The following is a 13,555-nucleotide window of genomic DNA, read 5'->3' on the forward strand; positions in this document are numbered from 1 at the left end:
AGTGTCGATTGATCGAAGCGCTAGCGGAGATCTTAGCGACACTAGAACGCGACTAACAATCAGTGGGGGATAAGGAACCCCCCACTGATTGAAGTTTCACTTTATAAACTATTAAGTGGAGAAATTAATTCTGCCAGTTCATTTTTGGGTGAATTTACTTTGTCTGATACCGGATATTTATCCATTTTTTCAGCCGGGTAAGGTTCAAGTAAAGACTTCAGATATTCAGTATCATGAAAGCGGGGATTAAGCCAATCCTCAAAATCATTCTCCTTTAGGATAACCGGCATTCTGTCATGAACTTCCTCTGTTACTTCATTAGGCCCCGTTGTTATGATTGTACAGGTTAACAAAGGAGCTTTGCCTTTATTCCAGATATCCCAAATTCCTGCAAAAGCGAAAGGCTGTTCATCTTTCATAATAAACCTGTAAGGCTGCTTGCCTTCATCGGTTTTCTTCCATTCATAAAATCCATCGGCAAGGATTAAGCATCTTTTGCTTCTAAAGGGGGCTTTAAAGCTTGGCTTCGAGGCGATGCTTTCTGCTCTGGCATTTATCATTTTATATCCTATTTTTTCGTCCTTCGCCCAGAAAGGGACCAGCCCCCATTTCATCTGCCTGCCAATCCGCTGCTTGCCGTCGCCAGTGACTGTTAAAATATTTTGGCTGGGGGCAATATTATATCTGGGCATTACCTCACCTTCTGCATATTCAAACCCAAACAGCAGCTGAAGTTTATGAATTGTTTCCGTTAAAGTAAACCTGCCGCACACGATAATCACCTCTTTCAGTAAATTTCAATATATTGTTCATCTATTCCCGGTTATAGCGCATATTAAGACTGTCAGCTATTTTCAAGGGAGGAATGAAATATGACAAAACAAGGCAGACAAAATCCAAGTCAAACGAGAGCCCAAATTGAAAAACAGGATAAGCGAAACGATGTTGAACTGGGAAGCGAGTTTCAGGCGGGCAACAATAAATCACAAAGCCAGAAAAAAAGCGGAAACCAAATTAATAAGAAATAACTAACATGAAATCCCCCAGTATCAGGGGGATTTTTAAGTGCGGATTGTATACAGCTGGCCATCTACTGCAAAAGAAATGCGGCCTGTTTCCTCTGATACGACTATGGCAGCTGCGTCTGAATTTTCCGTGATGCCAATTGCCGCTCTATGCCTTGTCCCAAGTTTCTTTCCTTCAATGGTTTTATTTGTAAGGGGGAGAATGCTTCCTGCAGAAACTATGATGTCTTCTCTTATTAATGTACCTCCATCATGCAGCGGGTTTCCCGGATAAAAGATCGTTTCAATCAATGTGTTGCTTACTTTTGCTCCTATCGGCGTCCCGTTATGTATATATTCTTCAACCGGCTGTCTTCTTTCTACAACAATCAGCCCACCATGCCTTTTTTCAGATAGATGCTGGGCAGCGAGTGATACGCTTGAATACTCCTTCGTAAAAGGAGCTAAATATGACTGCAGATAATATGTAGAAGCAATGGCGTGGGCTTCTGCAACAGTTTTCTGCAAGGTTTCGAAATCAGATAAAATACAGCAGCTGAATTCCTCAAGAGTTTTGGAAAGCGAGTGAATTTGATCATCAATATTTCCAATATACCGATTTAAATCTTTTCGGTATTGTTCTTCTCCATAAATCACCGGACTTCCTCCAATCTTAATTCATAATAGTACCTTTTCCAGTAAAAAATTATTTATCCATTTTACGGAATAGGTTTAGAACCTCTATAAAGAGACTAAATATAAGTATTAAACACCGAGGTGAGAGACATGTTCGATATTTTAGGAAAACAATTTGAGAAGCCAGAAGGGTTACTGGGAAAGCTTGCGGGGAAAATTATGTACTTTGAAAACCGCAATATTAACAAATGGACTATTGAACAATTACAAATAAATCGCAGAGACTCAATTTTAGAGGTTGGCTTTGGCCCCGGCTACAGCATAAAGCATATAATGGATCACTGGCGCCATTCAGAAACCGATGGCGTCGATGTATCAGAAGATATGAAAACTGCTGCAGCCAAACTGAATGATGACTATATCCAGCAGGGAAAGGTTCGATTGTTCGTAAAAGATATCCACGACTACTTCCCGGATAAAAAGTATAATAAAATCTTTTCAGTCAACAATTATCCACTCTGGACAAAACCAAGAGAATCCCTTCAGCATCTGCATGGGATGCTTGAGAAAGACGGAGTAATTGCCATCACGGTTCAGCCGAGAGAAGAAGGAGCAGATGAAACCATAACCAAAAATCTGGGGCAGGTAATCAAAGCTGATATGGAGGCTGCAGGATTCCATTCCATTTCCATCTCATATAAAGAGGCCCGGCCCGTATTAACTGTTTGTGTAACTGGAATTAAGTAATAGAAAAGAGCGGGGATGCCCCCGCTCTTCTTCCTTTCACCAGCCCCGGCTGGCTCCTCCACCGCCTGATGAGCCGCCTCCGCCTCCTCGAGGACCGCCGCCGCCTCCTCTGCCTCCGCCTCCTCCTCTTGAGAGGATGGAAAGTATGGCATATGAAAAGGCTCCGCCAAAGAATTTAATATCAAGAAACAGCAAACCGACAGCAATGATAAACAGCAGCCAGGACGGGATGCCAACGCCTCCATCCTTTGTCCCTGCATCTGCATAATCGCCGCTATCCCCTAAGTTCACTTCTTCTCCAGCAGCTTCCTGTACAAGCACCTTATAGGTTTCAATTACCCCTCTAGCCGGCTGGCCTTCCTTGAGATATGGTATAGTAACCTGATCCAGAATCCTGCCGGCTTTTCCATCAGGGATCCGGCCTTCAAGCCCATATCCAACCTCAATGCGCACCTTCCGATCCCGCATGGCCACTACTAATAAGACACCATTATTTTCAGCGGCGCTGCCTATGCCGTATGACCTAAAAGCTTCATTTGCATATTCTTCAATCGGCCTGTCCCCAATTGTATCAACAGTTAACACTGCCACCTGTGCAGTTGTCTGATCCTCCAATTGTCTCCCCAGTTTAATCAGCTCAGATTTTTCCCGTTCATTTAGAACACCTGCAAAATCCTGGACATAAATATCTCCAGCAGGCTGGGGTATTGATTCATCTGCATGGACTTTGAATGCCCCCATTATTACATTTACTAAAAGAAGGGTCAAAAAGACCCTGCGGCTGATCATTCTCCATTGCCTCCAAAGTCAACTTCAGGTGCTTCATTCGCCAGAGGATCCGCCCTGAAATATTCTTTCTCATCAAAGCCTGTAATCCCGGCTACAATTGCTCCCGGAAACCTTTTTACTTTTTTGTTATATACAGAAACCTGGTCATTATAATCCTTTCGGGCAACCGAAATCCGGTTTTCCGTACCGGCAAGCTCGTCCATTAATTGGGTGAACTGCTTATCCGCTTTCAGGTTGGGATAGTTCTCAACTACTACAAGCAGCCTGCTCAGAGCGCTTGACAGTTCTGCGTTTGCTGCTGCTTCCTCTTCAGGCGAACGGGCTCCCGCCAATCTGGCACGTGCATCTGATACCGCCTGAATGGTCTCCTTCTCATGTGCAGCATACCCCTTTACCGTATTTACCAGATTAGGAATCAAATCCAGCCTTCGCTGCAGCTGGTTTTCAATTTGAGAATATGCCTGATCCACATTTTCCTCTGCACTGACAAATCCGTTATAGCTGGACATCAGCATCATACCTGCTATCACTACTGCCGCAATCACGGCAATAATAACTCCCATACCTTTTTTCATTTTTAGCCACTCCTCTTTCTATGTTGTTTTTGTCGCTTGCATGGTATTTTTCCTTTTTTGAGTGAAAGTTAAACCAGGAGATTCCTTACCCCTGTAACACAAGAAAAACCGGAGCCCATATGGGCTCCGGTTCAAAATATGCTTATTTAATAAAGTTCTTTGCAATCAGTTCACTGAATTCCGGTTTATCCTTCAGGAATTTTAACGTGTAAGATGAATCTGCAAATTCCTGGATTGTTTCTGCATCTACATCGTAAGTGAATCCAATTCTTTCCCAGGCGCGGTCTACGACTTCTTTTTCCAGCTCCTGGCCGGTCACTTCTTTAATGTCTTTGATTGTAATGGCTTTTGCTTCTTCAGGATTTTCTTCGATAAATTTCACAGCATCTTTATGCGCATCAACAATTTTCTGTACTTTTTCCGGGCTGGTCTTCACTGCGTCGCCCGTTGCAACTAATACGGATGCCGGAAGTGTTTCACCAAAGGATACCTCATCCCATCCAATTACCACTTCTGCATTTGTTTCCTGTTCAATGACTGCTGCCCATGGTTCCGGAGCAACTGCTATATCGACTTTACCTGTCTTCAGCATACTTGCATATTGTGCAGGGTTGCCTGTTAAATGCTTCATAGTACCGCCGATGCGTGCTGAGGTGATGCCGGCTTCTTCAAGATATGTTTCATACTGGACATCATGTGTGCAGCCTACGCCAGGCGTGATGAATGTTTTTCCCTGAAAATCTTCCAGTGAGTTGATTTTTACCCCTTCTCTGGCTAGTACAACAGTACCGCCAGTTGAAGCACCTGCAATAATTTTAACATCGGCGCCAGTTGAGAAGTTGTTCATGGCTGGTCCGGGTCCTACAAGACCTGCATCAATGTCGCCCGTTTTCAGAGCTGTCATGAAAGAACCGCCTTCAGCAAATGTCTTATATTCTACTTTCGTTCCATCGCCAAGCTGTTTTTCAAAATAACCCTGGTCTTTCGCAACCATTGCCGGCACATGATTGATATTAGGAAAATAACCGATGACAATCTTGTCTTCCTTACTGCTGCTTTTCTCAGATGATCCGCAGCCGGCAAGCAGCCCGGTGATAGTAAATAATACAGCAACCCATAAAAACGCCTTTTTCATAAATATCCCTCCAGATTTAAGACTCTAGTCCCCATTTTTTAATTACAGATTTTTCAATGCGCTGGAATATCAATTGGTCAACAATCATTCCGATTGCTCCAATAATAATCATGACACCGATTACGATGTCCATTCGTCCAAAGTCTGAAGCATATCGAAGTGTGTAGCCCAATCCAGGTCCTGTGCTTAAAAGTTCACCAGCCATCAGTGCCCGCCAGGCAAATGCCCAGGCAAGACGGGAGCCGGTTACTACGTAAGGAATGGATGCCGGAAAAATGACTCGTGTGAATAAATCAATTCCAGTCGCACCCATTGTCTGGGCTGCTTTGATATATAAGGGTGAAACATTTTTTATACCTGTTCTCATGTTCAGAGCCATTACAAACGTACCGCCAAGGATGGTTACAAAAATAACAGCCTTTTCATTTAAGCCAAACCACATAATCGCGATCGGCAGCCAGACAATGCTTGGTACACTTTGCAAAGCAAGAATGACAGCACCCAGTGTTTCATCAGCCGTTTTGGATTTCCCTAAAAGAATTCCAATCAGAGTCCCAATAATAAGACTGATCGTTAAACCGACTGCGAGCCGCTTAAAGCTTGCGATTAAATCATAGATTAATGTTTTATCCTGAAACCCTTCAGCAAGTGCACTGAATACACTTGATAGAGAAGGGAAGATCAAAGGATGCCAGAGTTCAAGCCGTGATCCAATTTCCCAGAAGGCAATGATGGCTGCAAAAAATATGATCCGTTTAATGGCTGTTTGCATATTGGAGCTCCTCACTGACAACTTTATCAATTTCCTTTTTCAGGTATTTCATAATGTGATCCTCAATTTCGAGCATTTCTTTTTTGTGGTCCTCACGGGGTCTGGGAATATCAACGATTATATCCTGTAATATAATTCCCGGCTTTGTCCCCATTACAATGATCCGGTCTGAAAGTTTAATAGATTCTGAGATGCTGTGAGTAACAAAAAGAATCGTTTTCTTCGTCTCAGTCCAAATGTTTTCCAGCTGTCCGTGCAATCGCGTTCGGGTCTGTTCATCAAGAGCACCGAATGGTTCATCCATTAGAAGTGTTTCAGGGTTCATGGCAAGTGCTCTTGCGATTGCTACCCTCTGCTGCATTCCTCCTGAAAGCTCATGAGGATAATGGGATATATATTTTCCCAACTGAACCATTTGCAGATACTTTAGTGCGGTTTCCTCTGCATCCTTTTTCTTCATTTCTTTTTTCAGGGGAAACGTAACGTTTTCCAAGACTGTCAGCCAGGGAAATAACGCTGCCTGCTGGAAAACCATTCCCCTGTCTTTTCCGGGTTTTGTTATGGTTTTTCCATCGATTTGAATGTTGCCTGAAGTTGTTTTAGTCAGCCCTGCGACAATTGATAGAAGTGTTGACTTTCCGCATCCTGAAGGTCCTAAAATCGAGACAAACTGCCCTTTTTCAACCGATAGGTTAATATCTTTCAGGACGTCAACCGGACGATTTTCTTTATCGTTATATTGTTTATTTACATCGTTTATCTCAATAAACATTCAAAATCACCTATTCCTATAAATCTCATTAATTTACTCGGATTACTTGTAATTATAATGTATTCACTTTGCATGTCAACCTTTACAACAAATATTTTTAAAATTGGGTGTAATCAAATAAAAAGCCTCCTCCATCAGGAGAAAGCTTTTGTTTCACAATTTAATTTCTTCTATTTTGGATGAAGCGATCAGTTCTTCCACTTTTGCTAACTCACCGCTTTGAAAAAGCTCTATGATCCTGCTTCCTACAATTACTCCGTCGCAATGCTTATTCATTTCTATTACATGCTCAGGCTCCGAAATTCCGAAGCCTGCCAATACCGGAATCGGACTTACCTCTTTAACTCTTTCCAAATGCTTTCCGAGTTCATCCTTGAACCCTTTTCTTGCACCTGTGATACCATTAACAGTTACAGCATATAAAAAGCCTTTCCCTCTGTCTGCAATCTCTTGTATCCTCTCTAATGGACTGGTTAATGTCACAAGCCGGATGATCTCGATTCCCGCTCTCTCAGCAATCGGTGCAATAATTTCCTCTTCCTCTGCAGGAAGATCAGGCAATATTAGGCCGTCCACCCCGGATCCTGAGGCATCAGAAATAAAGTTGCCAATGCCATATGCCATAATCGGATTCATATATGTCATAAAAATAAGCGGAATATGAACAATAGGGCGGATTTCCGCAATTGCAGCTAATACGCCCCTAAGTGTTGTTCCAGCTTCTAATGCCCGAATGCCTGCCTGCTGGATTACGGGCCCATCGGCGACCGGATCCGAAAAGGGAATACCGATCTCAATAGCTGTTGCTCCCGCTTTTTCGAGGAATGTAATTTTCTCAGCCAGTGTCTCCAAGCCTCCATCACCGGCCATAATATATGGCACAAACGCTTTTTCATTGTTTTGCTTTAGGTTCTGAAAAACTTTTTCAATCCGGTTCATTTTCCTTTCCCTCCTAATCTTGCTCTCACTGTTTCTACATCTTTGTCCCCTCTGCCAGATAGACAGATAACAAGGCCTTCGTTTTTATTCATTTGCGGTGCAAGCTTTAATGCATAGGCCACCGCATGGGAGCTTTCTAAAGCAGGAATAATGCCTTCCAGCTTGCATAATAGCTGTAACGCCTCGAGCGCCTCTTCATCTGTGATTGATTCATACTCGGCTCTTCCGCTGTCTTTCAAATAGCTGTGCTCCGGACCTACTCCAGGGTAATCCAGGCCTGCTGAAATGGAATGGGCTTCCTGAATCTGTCCGTGTTCATCCTGCAGCAAATACATTAATGCCCCATGAAGAACTCCGGGCGTTCCTTTTGTTAAAGAGGCAGCATGTTTTTCACTATCTGTTCCCAATCCTGCTGCTTCCACCCCAATCATGCGGACCGTTTCATCTTTAATGAAAGGATAGAACATGCCCATTGAATTGCTGCCGCCGCCAATGCAGGCTACAACTGCATCAGGGAGTTTTCCTTCTTTTTCAAGATATTGCTCCTTTGTCTCATTTCCGATAACACTTTGGAAATCCCGGACAATCATTGGAAAAGGATGCGGGCCCATGACTGAACCTAGAATGTAATGGGTATCCTCGACATTTGTCACCCAGTAGCGCAGGGCTTCGTTGACTGCATCTTTAAGTGTGGCACTTCCTGATTGCACACCTACAACCTTCGCTCCAAGCAGCTCCATTCTGAAGACGTTCAGCTGCTGTCTTCTAATATCCTCTTCACCCATAAAAATAACGCATTCAAGATTTAAAAGTGCACAGGCAGTTGCTGTTGCAACTCCATGCTGCCCTGCACCCGTCTCAGCTACGATTTTTCTTTTGCCCATTCGCTGCGCCAATAGAGCCTGGCCGAGTGAGTTATTGATTTTATGGGCTCCTGTATGGTTCAAATCTTCCCTTTTAAGATAGATTTTCGCACCGCCGGCATATTTTGTGAGGTTTTCTGCAAAATACAGAGGAGTTTCCCTCCCGACATAGTCTTTCAGCAAACCCTGAAGTTCCTTTTGAAAACTTTCATCAGCCTGCGCTTTCTTATATTCCTCCTCCAATTCAAGAATGGCCTGCATTAGTGTCTCAGGCACGTACCTGCCTCCATATGTCCCAAAATGACCCCGTTCATCAGGCAAAGTATAAGCTGCGTTCATTTTACTTCCTCCCTCTCCATACGTTTAGTGTTGTCTATGAATCTTTTTATTTTCTCCAGATCTTTCTTACCCTCCGTCTCAACCCCGCTGCTTACATCAACCATATAAGGATTGGCGGCTTTAATTCCTTCCCCCACATTTTCAGGATTGAGCCCTCCTGCGAGGATGATTTTTTTATCATGCATTGAATTTTTGTTTAGAATCGACCAATCAAACGATACCCCGTTGCCCCCCCGATATTTTCCTATTGGACTATCAAGAAGAACGTATTCACATGCATATTCATCCAGTTTAGATAGATCATCAGGTGAGCCAATGCTCAGAGCTTTTATAACCGGTAAAGAGAATAAGCTGCAAAATTCCGGCGTTTCATCTCCATGAAGCTGAATGACATTGATCCCTGAAATACTGGCTATTTCCTCAATGTTTTCTTTCGTTTCATTCACAAATACTCCGACTTTTAAAACATCCCGGGGAAGCTCTTTAATTATTTCGCCTGCCGCCTCGGGTGTAATTTTTCTTTTGCTTTCAGCAAAAACAAATCCCAGGGCATCCGCACCGCTTTCAATGGCAGAAAGCGCCGTGCTTATATCTCTAATTCCGCAAATCTTCACCTTCATTGTCTGACAGCCCCCTGCAAAGGAAGCTTCATGGCCTTCAAAAGCCTTTCCAGGTTCTCTGCTTTCATAAATGCTTCTCCGACAAGGATGGCATTTGCTCCTGCTGCAATGACACGCCGCACATCGTCTTCAGACTTAATTCCGCTCTCGCTGATCAGAAATTTCCCCGCTTTCTTTATTAGCGGCGCAAGTTTTTCTGTTACACTCAGATCCACTTCAAAGGTTTTTAAATTCCGGTTGTTGACTCCGATCAGCTGTGCCCCGGTTTTCAGCGCGATTTCCAGTTCTTCTTCATTATGAACCTCCATTAATACTTCAAGGCCTTCATCCTCAGCAAAATCAAAAAGCTCTTGAAGCCGTTCTGCATCCATGGCAGCAGCAATGAGTAAAATCAGGTTTGCCCCTGATGCTTTTGCCTTTAAGATTTGCACCTCGTCTACAATGAAGTCTTTGCAGAGAATAGGAAGGTCGACTGTCTCTCTGACAGCTGAAAGATCAGCGAAGCTGCCTTTAAAAAACCTATTATCTGTTAAAACGGAAATCGCATCCGCACCATACTTTTTATAAAATAATGCCTGGTCTTTCGGATTTTGTCCGGTATTTATATCGCCCTTTGATGGTGAGGCTCTTTTGAATTCAGCAATCACAGCCAGTTCGCTGCCTGACGCAAGCCTTTTAATAAATGAGCGTTTGCTTTCGGTTTCTGTAGCATCGATATTTTCCTGTTTCAGCACGATGACTTCTTTTCTTTTTTCAGCCAGAATTTGATCTAAAATTGTTCCCACTTATATCACCTCTTTATGGATGCTTCTGCTTGCCTCAATTAACTGATGAAGCTTTTGTAAGGCAGCTCCTGAATCAATGCTTTCTTTAGCTGCACTTATCCCATCTTGAATTGTTGCCGCCTTGCCTCCTGTAAAGATTCCAATGCCGGCATTAAGAAGGACTGTATCTCTTCTCGCTCCCTTTTCTCCTTTCAGGACACTCATAAGAATTTCAGCATTTTCCCTTGAATCTCCGCCTCTGATCGCCTCATTGCTGCAGATGGATAGTCCAACTTCCTCCGGATGGAGAACCTTTTTCGTTACCTTCCCGTCAGAAAGGATAGCAAGATGATTTTCCCCCTGCAGAGATGCTTCATCCATAAATCCTGCACCATTTAAAACAACTGCACGCTTTCTTCCCAAAGTTTTTAAGACCTCTGCAAACATTTCAATATAATCCCTCCGGTAAATACCAAGAAGCTGATGATCAAGTTCAACCGGATTAGTCAATGGCCCTATCAGATTAAAGGTTGTCGGTATCCTCAAATCCTTGCGCACTTTCATGATTCTTTTAATATTCGGATGCACATGAGGGGCGAAAAGAAAAGCAATTCCGATTTCCTCCAATATTTCCTCCGTGCGCTCAGGCGGATGATTTAGATTTATTCCCAAATGCTCCAGAACATCGGCACTGCCTGTTTTGCTGGAGACACTTCGGTTGCCGTGCTTAGCAACAGGAATTCCGGCACCTGCAATCACAAAGGCCGAAGTGGAGCTGATATTAAAGCTGCTTGAGCCATCTCCTCCTGTACCGCAATTATCCAAAACATTGGAAATCTTCTTACTAAATGAAAGAGATTTATCCCTCATTGCTTTTACGATGCCTGCAATTTCTTCAACTGTTTCCCCTTTTGTTTTAAGGCTCACCATAAATGCCGCAATCTCACTGTCCGTTACGTCCTGGGCAAATAAATTGTCCATTGCTTCCTTCATTTCTGCCTCTGTCAATGACTCCCGTTCAGATAACCTCTGCAGTATTGTTTTCACTCTCTTCTTCCCTCCTGATTGTTTGTAAAAAGTTTTCCAAAATCCTTTTTCCAAGGTCTGTTCCTACTGACTCCGGATGGAACTGCAAGCCGTATAATGAATAGTCTTCATGCTTGATTGCCATTATTTCATTGTCATCCATTGATCGGGCCAAAACCTTAAAGCTGCCAGGCAGCGTTCCTGACTGAATTATTAAGGAATGATAACGCATGATGCTTATTGGCTGCGGCATGTATTGAAACAGCTGTGATCCGTTGTGCTTCAGATTAGACACCTTGCCATGCATAATTTTTTTGGCTTTTTCAATCTTTGCCCCAAAGGCATAGCCGATTGCCTGATGACCAAGGCAAATGCCCAGGATAGGAAGCTTCCTGTAAAATTGCTGAATCACTTCAACAATGACTCCCGCTTGTTCCGGCCGTCCCGGTCCAGGGGAAAGGACAATGGCATCGGGATCCAATTTTTCAATTTCTTCGACTGTTATCTGATCATTCCTTACAACTTTAATTTCCTGTCCCAGCTCACCCAGATATTGATAAAGGTTAAATGTGAATGAATCATAATTATCAATCAGCAGAATCATTTTTTGTCCTCCAAAAATGCTTTTAATTTATGAAGTGTTTCTTCGTACTCTTTTTCAGGGATGGAGTCATGCACGATGCCTGCCCCAGCTTGTATATAGGCGTATCCATCTTTAATCACCATTGTCCTGATAGCCAGTGCGAAATCCATATTGCCATTCCCGGAAAAATAGCCGACTGCTCCTGAGTAAATTCCTCTTTTCACAGTTTCAAGTTCATTGATGACTTCCATTGCTCTAATTTTGGGAGCACCAGAAACTGTTCCGGCAGGCAGACACGCAATTAAGGCATCAATCGATGTGTGGGGATTTTTCAGCCTCCCGCCAACTTCGGATACGAGGTGCATGACATGCTTATATCTCTCAATTACCATGTTTTTTTCTATAGTGACCGATCCGAATTCGCAGACACGGCCGAGATCATTTCTGCCCAGATCGAGCAGCATCCTGTGTTCGGCAAGCTCCTTTTCATCTTCTATCAGGTCCCTTTCAAGCTGTAAGTCTTCTTCTTCTGACTTGCCTCTTGGCCTTGTTCCAGCAATTGGGTTCGTAATTACTTTGTTTCCTGCTGCTTTTATAAGGCTTTCAGGCGATGCCCCTGCAACGGCATATTCTTCAAAATCAAGGTAGTACATATATGGGGAAGGATTTTGAACTCTTAACTTCCGGTAAAAGGCGAAAGGATCTCCAGTCAATTCTGCCTTTAACCGCTGAGAAAGCACCACCTGAAAAATGTCGCCCTCTTCAATATAAGATTTGGCTCTGTTTACCTTTTCAACGAAGTCTTCTTTAGATATGGAAGCTTTGAAAGCTGAAAGCGTTGCTTCTTCCGATTCAGCTCCCGCTGTCCCCTTTTGGATTTCAGCCTTTCTTTTCTGTATTTTTTCACGCAGCTGAGATTCATCTGTTTCTTCCAGTAAAGGCATGCCTACGAGATATACCTTTTGCTCCAGATGATCGAAAACCGCCACTTCCTCAAAAAACATAAGGTGGACATCCGGTACATTCAGCTCGTCATAAGGAATCGTCCCGATATCTTCGTATTGTCTGATGACATCATAGCCTGCATAGCCAACAGCTCCTCCACAAAATGGGAACTGTTCAAAGGGGTGATGTTTCTGCTCCGGCATCAGCCTTCTTACCGCATCAAGCGGCTTTTCAGCAAAAACTTCTGTTTTTCCCCTGGCAGTAACAGCTGTCCGGTTTCCTTCTCCTTTTAATTCCATCACGGGATCTGTACCAATAAAGGAATACCTTCCCGATTTTTCATGCTTTAGCGAGCTTTCTAACAGAAATTTTTTTCTTCCGCTCATTCTCTGAAAGATTGAAATTGGTGTTAATGTGTCACCCTCCAGCTCTTCGATTATATAAGTCCCATCTAATGTTGGTTTCAATATATCTCTCCTCCAGTTCTTTAAGGAAAATAAAAAAAGTCCCCTATACCCACAGTAGCTGCAGGTATAGAGGACGTGTCTTGTGAACGTGGTGCCACCTCTTTTTAGAGCAAAAAAGCTGCTCCCTTTTTCGGGTACGGAAATAAGTCGATACCCTATCCTTTTAACGGCGGAAACCCGTGCTTCCCTACTATCGTTCAGGAAGCCTCTCGCAAGTCCATTCGAATGACGTTCCGTACCGGGCTCTCACCTACCCCCAGCTCTCTTGAACGGATCTCCATCAATCTACTCCTCTTGCTTAGCGATTTAAAGTATTAAAGTTTCGTGAAAATAAAAAGGGCTCCCCGTCTAAAAAGGACGAGAAACCCGTGGTGCCACCTTTGTTAGCTGATCAATCAGCTCACTTAACAGATATCAAAGCGAAAATCGCCTAAATATCTGTCCCTTGTAACGATGAGACCGTTCGCCAAAGCCTACTGCTTAAAAAAGGTTCGGTTTGGAGGCTCGAAAGTCCATTCACTGCTGTTTCCACACTGATTTGCACCAACCATCAGCTCTCTTTAGCTTCACCAGCAGTTA

16 protein-coding genes and 2 other annotated features (1 of these 18 cut by a window edge) are annotated in these 13,555 nt (G+C 43.4%); of the genes, 2 read left to right on the forward strand and 14 right to left on the reverse strand.

The genetic code is table 11. The features are described 5' to 3' along the window. Nucleotides 1–101 precede the first annotated feature (101 nt). Entirely contained in the window at nucleotides 102–773 is a 672-nt protein-coding gene (locus tag AC3WTL_RS24145; protein ID WP_492370149.1) for an SOS response-associated peptidase, read from the reverse strand. 99 nt (nucleotides 774–872) lie between these two features. Here AC3WTL_RS24145 and AC3WTL_RS24150 point away from each other — a divergent pair, with 99 nt between their 5' ends. Next, nucleotides 873–1,028, forward strand: coding sequence for a hypothetical protein (locus tag AC3WTL_RS24150; RefSeq protein ID WP_492370150.1), 156 nt, complete (start codon nucleotides 873–875; stop codon nucleotides 1,026–1,028). 33 nt (nucleotides 1,029–1,061) lie between these two features. Here AC3WTL_RS24150 and cdaS read toward each other — a convergent pair whose 3' ends face one another. After that, complete coding sequence (gene cdaS, locus AC3WTL_RS24155; protein ID WP_492370151.1) at nucleotides 1,062–1,661, reverse strand: sporulation-specific diadenylate cyclase CdaS; 600 nt, start codon at nucleotides 1,659–1,661, stop codon at nucleotides 1,062–1,064. A gap of 129 nt (nucleotides 1,662–1,790) precedes the next feature. Here cdaS and AC3WTL_RS24160 point away from each other — a divergent pair, with 129 nt between their 5' ends. After that, on the forward strand, nucleotides 1,791–2,387 hold the full coding sequence (locus AC3WTL_RS24160) for a class I SAM-dependent methyltransferase (protein ID WP_492370152.1): 597 nt from the start codon (nucleotides 1,791–1,793) through the stop codon (nucleotides 2,385–2,387). 36 nt (nucleotides 2,388–2,423) lie between these two features. Here AC3WTL_RS24160 and AC3WTL_RS24165 read toward each other — a convergent pair whose 3' ends face one another. The 12 genes from AC3WTL_RS24165 to trpE all read right to left on the reverse strand — a co-directional run bounded on the left by AC3WTL_RS24165 (nucleotide 2,424) and on the right by trpE (nucleotide 12,976). Then, nucleotides 2,424–3,176 carry a TPM domain-containing protein gene (locus AC3WTL_RS24165; RefSeq protein ID WP_492370153.1) on the reverse strand — a complete coding sequence of 251 codons (753 nt, stop codon included), beginning with the start codon at nucleotides 3,174–3,176 and terminating at the stop codon, nucleotides 2,424–2,426. Then, nucleotides 3,173–3,751, reverse strand: a complete 579-nt coding sequence (locus tag AC3WTL_RS24170) for a LemA family protein (RefSeq protein ID WP_197216983.1) — start codon at nucleotides 3,749–3,751, stop codon at nucleotides 3,173–3,175. Before AC3WTL_RS24170 ends, AC3WTL_RS24165 begins: the two co-directional genes overlap by 4 nt. Nucleotides 3,752–3,893: 142 nt before the next feature. Then, on the reverse strand, nucleotides 3,894–4,886 hold the full coding sequence (locus AC3WTL_RS24175) for an aliphatic sulfonate ABC transporter substrate-binding protein (RefSeq protein ID WP_048011365.1): 993 nt from the start codon (nucleotides 4,884–4,886) through the stop codon (nucleotides 3,894–3,896). A gap of 16 nt (nucleotides 4,887–4,902) precedes the next feature. Next, on the reverse strand, nucleotides 4,903–5,658 hold the full coding sequence (locus AC3WTL_RS24180; RefSeq protein ID WP_492370154.1) for an ABC transporter permease: 756 nt from the start codon (nucleotides 5,656–5,658) through the stop codon (nucleotides 4,903–4,905). Then, nucleotides 5,642–6,430 carry an ABC transporter ATP-binding protein gene (locus AC3WTL_RS24185; RefSeq protein ID WP_197206085.1) on the reverse strand — a complete coding sequence of 263 codons (789 nt, stop codon included), beginning with the start codon at nucleotides 6,428–6,430 and terminating at the stop codon, nucleotides 5,642–5,644. Before AC3WTL_RS24185 ends, AC3WTL_RS24180 begins: the two co-directional genes overlap by 17 nt. Before the next feature lie 153 nt (nucleotides 6,431–6,583). Beyond that, complete coding sequence (trpA, locus tag AC3WTL_RS24190) at nucleotides 6,584–7,369, reverse strand: tryptophan synthase subunit alpha (protein WP_492370155.1); 786 nt, start codon at nucleotides 7,367–7,369, stop codon at nucleotides 6,584–6,586. Further along, nucleotides 7,366–8,571 (reverse strand): tryptophan synthase subunit beta, encoded by a 1,206-nt coding sequence (gene trpB, locus AC3WTL_RS24195; protein ID WP_048011361.1) that lies wholly within the window; start codon nucleotides 8,569–8,571, stop codon nucleotides 7,366–7,368. Before trpB ends, trpA begins: the two co-directional genes overlap by 4 nt. Next, on the reverse strand, nucleotides 8,568–9,191 hold the full coding sequence (locus AC3WTL_RS24200; RefSeq protein ID WP_252219098.1) for a phosphoribosylanthranilate isomerase: 624 nt from the start codon (nucleotides 9,189–9,191) through the stop codon (nucleotides 8,568–8,570). Before AC3WTL_RS24200 ends, trpB begins: the two co-directional genes overlap by 4 nt. Further along, complete coding sequence (trpC, locus tag AC3WTL_RS24205; protein ID WP_048011359.1) at nucleotides 9,188–9,976, reverse strand: indole-3-glycerol phosphate synthase TrpC; 789 nt, start codon at nucleotides 9,974–9,976, stop codon at nucleotides 9,188–9,190. Before trpC ends, AC3WTL_RS24200 begins: the two co-directional genes overlap by 4 nt. Next, nucleotides 9,977–11,002 carry an anthranilate phosphoribosyltransferase gene (gene trpD, locus AC3WTL_RS24210; RefSeq protein WP_248348125.1) on the reverse strand — a complete coding sequence of 342 codons (1,026 nt, stop codon included), beginning with the start codon at nucleotides 11,000–11,002 and terminating at the stop codon, nucleotides 9,977–9,979. Continuing rightward, complete coding sequence (locus AC3WTL_RS24215; protein ID WP_048011357.1) at nucleotides 10,974–11,585, reverse strand: anthranilate synthase component II; 612 nt, start codon at nucleotides 11,583–11,585, stop codon at nucleotides 10,974–10,976. The genes trpD and AC3WTL_RS24215 overlap by 29 nt, the downstream gene beginning before the upstream one ends. After that, complete coding sequence (gene trpE, locus AC3WTL_RS24220) at nucleotides 11,582–12,976, reverse strand: anthranilate synthase component I (RefSeq protein ID WP_252219100.1); 1,395 nt, start codon at nucleotides 12,974–12,976, stop codon at nucleotides 11,582–11,584. Before trpE ends, AC3WTL_RS24215 begins: the two co-directional genes overlap by 4 nt. A gap of 66 nt (nucleotides 12,977–13,042) precedes the next feature. Next, nucleotides 13,043–13,287 (reverse strand) — a binding site (T-box leader). 39 nt (nucleotides 13,288–13,326) lie between these two features. Continuing rightward, nucleotides 13,327–13,555 (reverse strand) — a binding site (T-box leader) (it continues 23 nt past the right edge of the window).

The sequence above is a fragment of the Cytobacillus sp. EB106-05-05-XG126 genome (assembly GCF_058791715.1).

Bases quoted from the DNA above. Each gene is read 5' to 3' on its own strand.
- AC3WTL_RS24150 (WP_492370150.1), top strand. From the start codon at position 873: ATGACAAAACAAGGCAGACAAAATCCAAGTCAAACGAGAGCCCAAATT.
- AC3WTL_RS24160 (WP_492370152.1), top strand. From the start codon at position 1,791: ATGTTCGATATTTTAGGAAAACAATTTGAGAAGCCAGAAGGGTTACTG.
- AC3WTL_RS24165 (WP_492370153.1), bottom strand. From the start codon at position 3,176: ATGATCAGCCGCAGGGTCTTTTTGACCCTTCTTTTAGTAAATGTAATA.
- AC3WTL_RS24170 (WP_197216983.1), bottom strand. From the start codon at position 3,751: ATGAAAAAAGGTATGGGAGTTATTATTGCCGTGATTGCGGCAGTAGTG.
- AC3WTL_RS24175 (WP_048011365.1), bottom strand. From the start codon at position 4,886: ATGAAAAAGGCGTTTTTATGGGTTGCTGTATTATTTACTATCACCGGG.
- AC3WTL_RS24180 (WP_492370154.1), bottom strand. From the start codon at position 5,658: ATGCAAACAGCCATTAAACGGATCATATTTTTTGCAGCCATCATTGCC.
- AC3WTL_RS24185 (WP_197206085.1), bottom strand. From the start codon at position 6,430: ATGTTTATTGAGATAAACGATGTAAATAAACAATATAACGATAAAGAA.
- trpA (WP_492370155.1), bottom strand. From the start codon at position 7,369: ATGAACCGGATTGAAAAAGTTTTTCAGAACCTAAAGCAAAACAATGAA.
- trpB (WP_048011361.1), bottom strand. From the start codon at position 8,571: ATGAACGCAGCTTATACTTTGCCTGATGAACGGGGTCATTTTGGGACA.
- AC3WTL_RS24200 (WP_252219098.1), bottom strand. From the start codon at position 9,191: ATGAAGGTGAAGATTTGCGGAATTAGAGATATAAGCACGGCGCTTTCT.
- AC3WTL_RS24215 (WP_048011357.1), bottom strand. From the start codon at position 11,585: ATGATTCTGCTGATTGATAATTATGATTCATTCACATTTAACCTTTAT.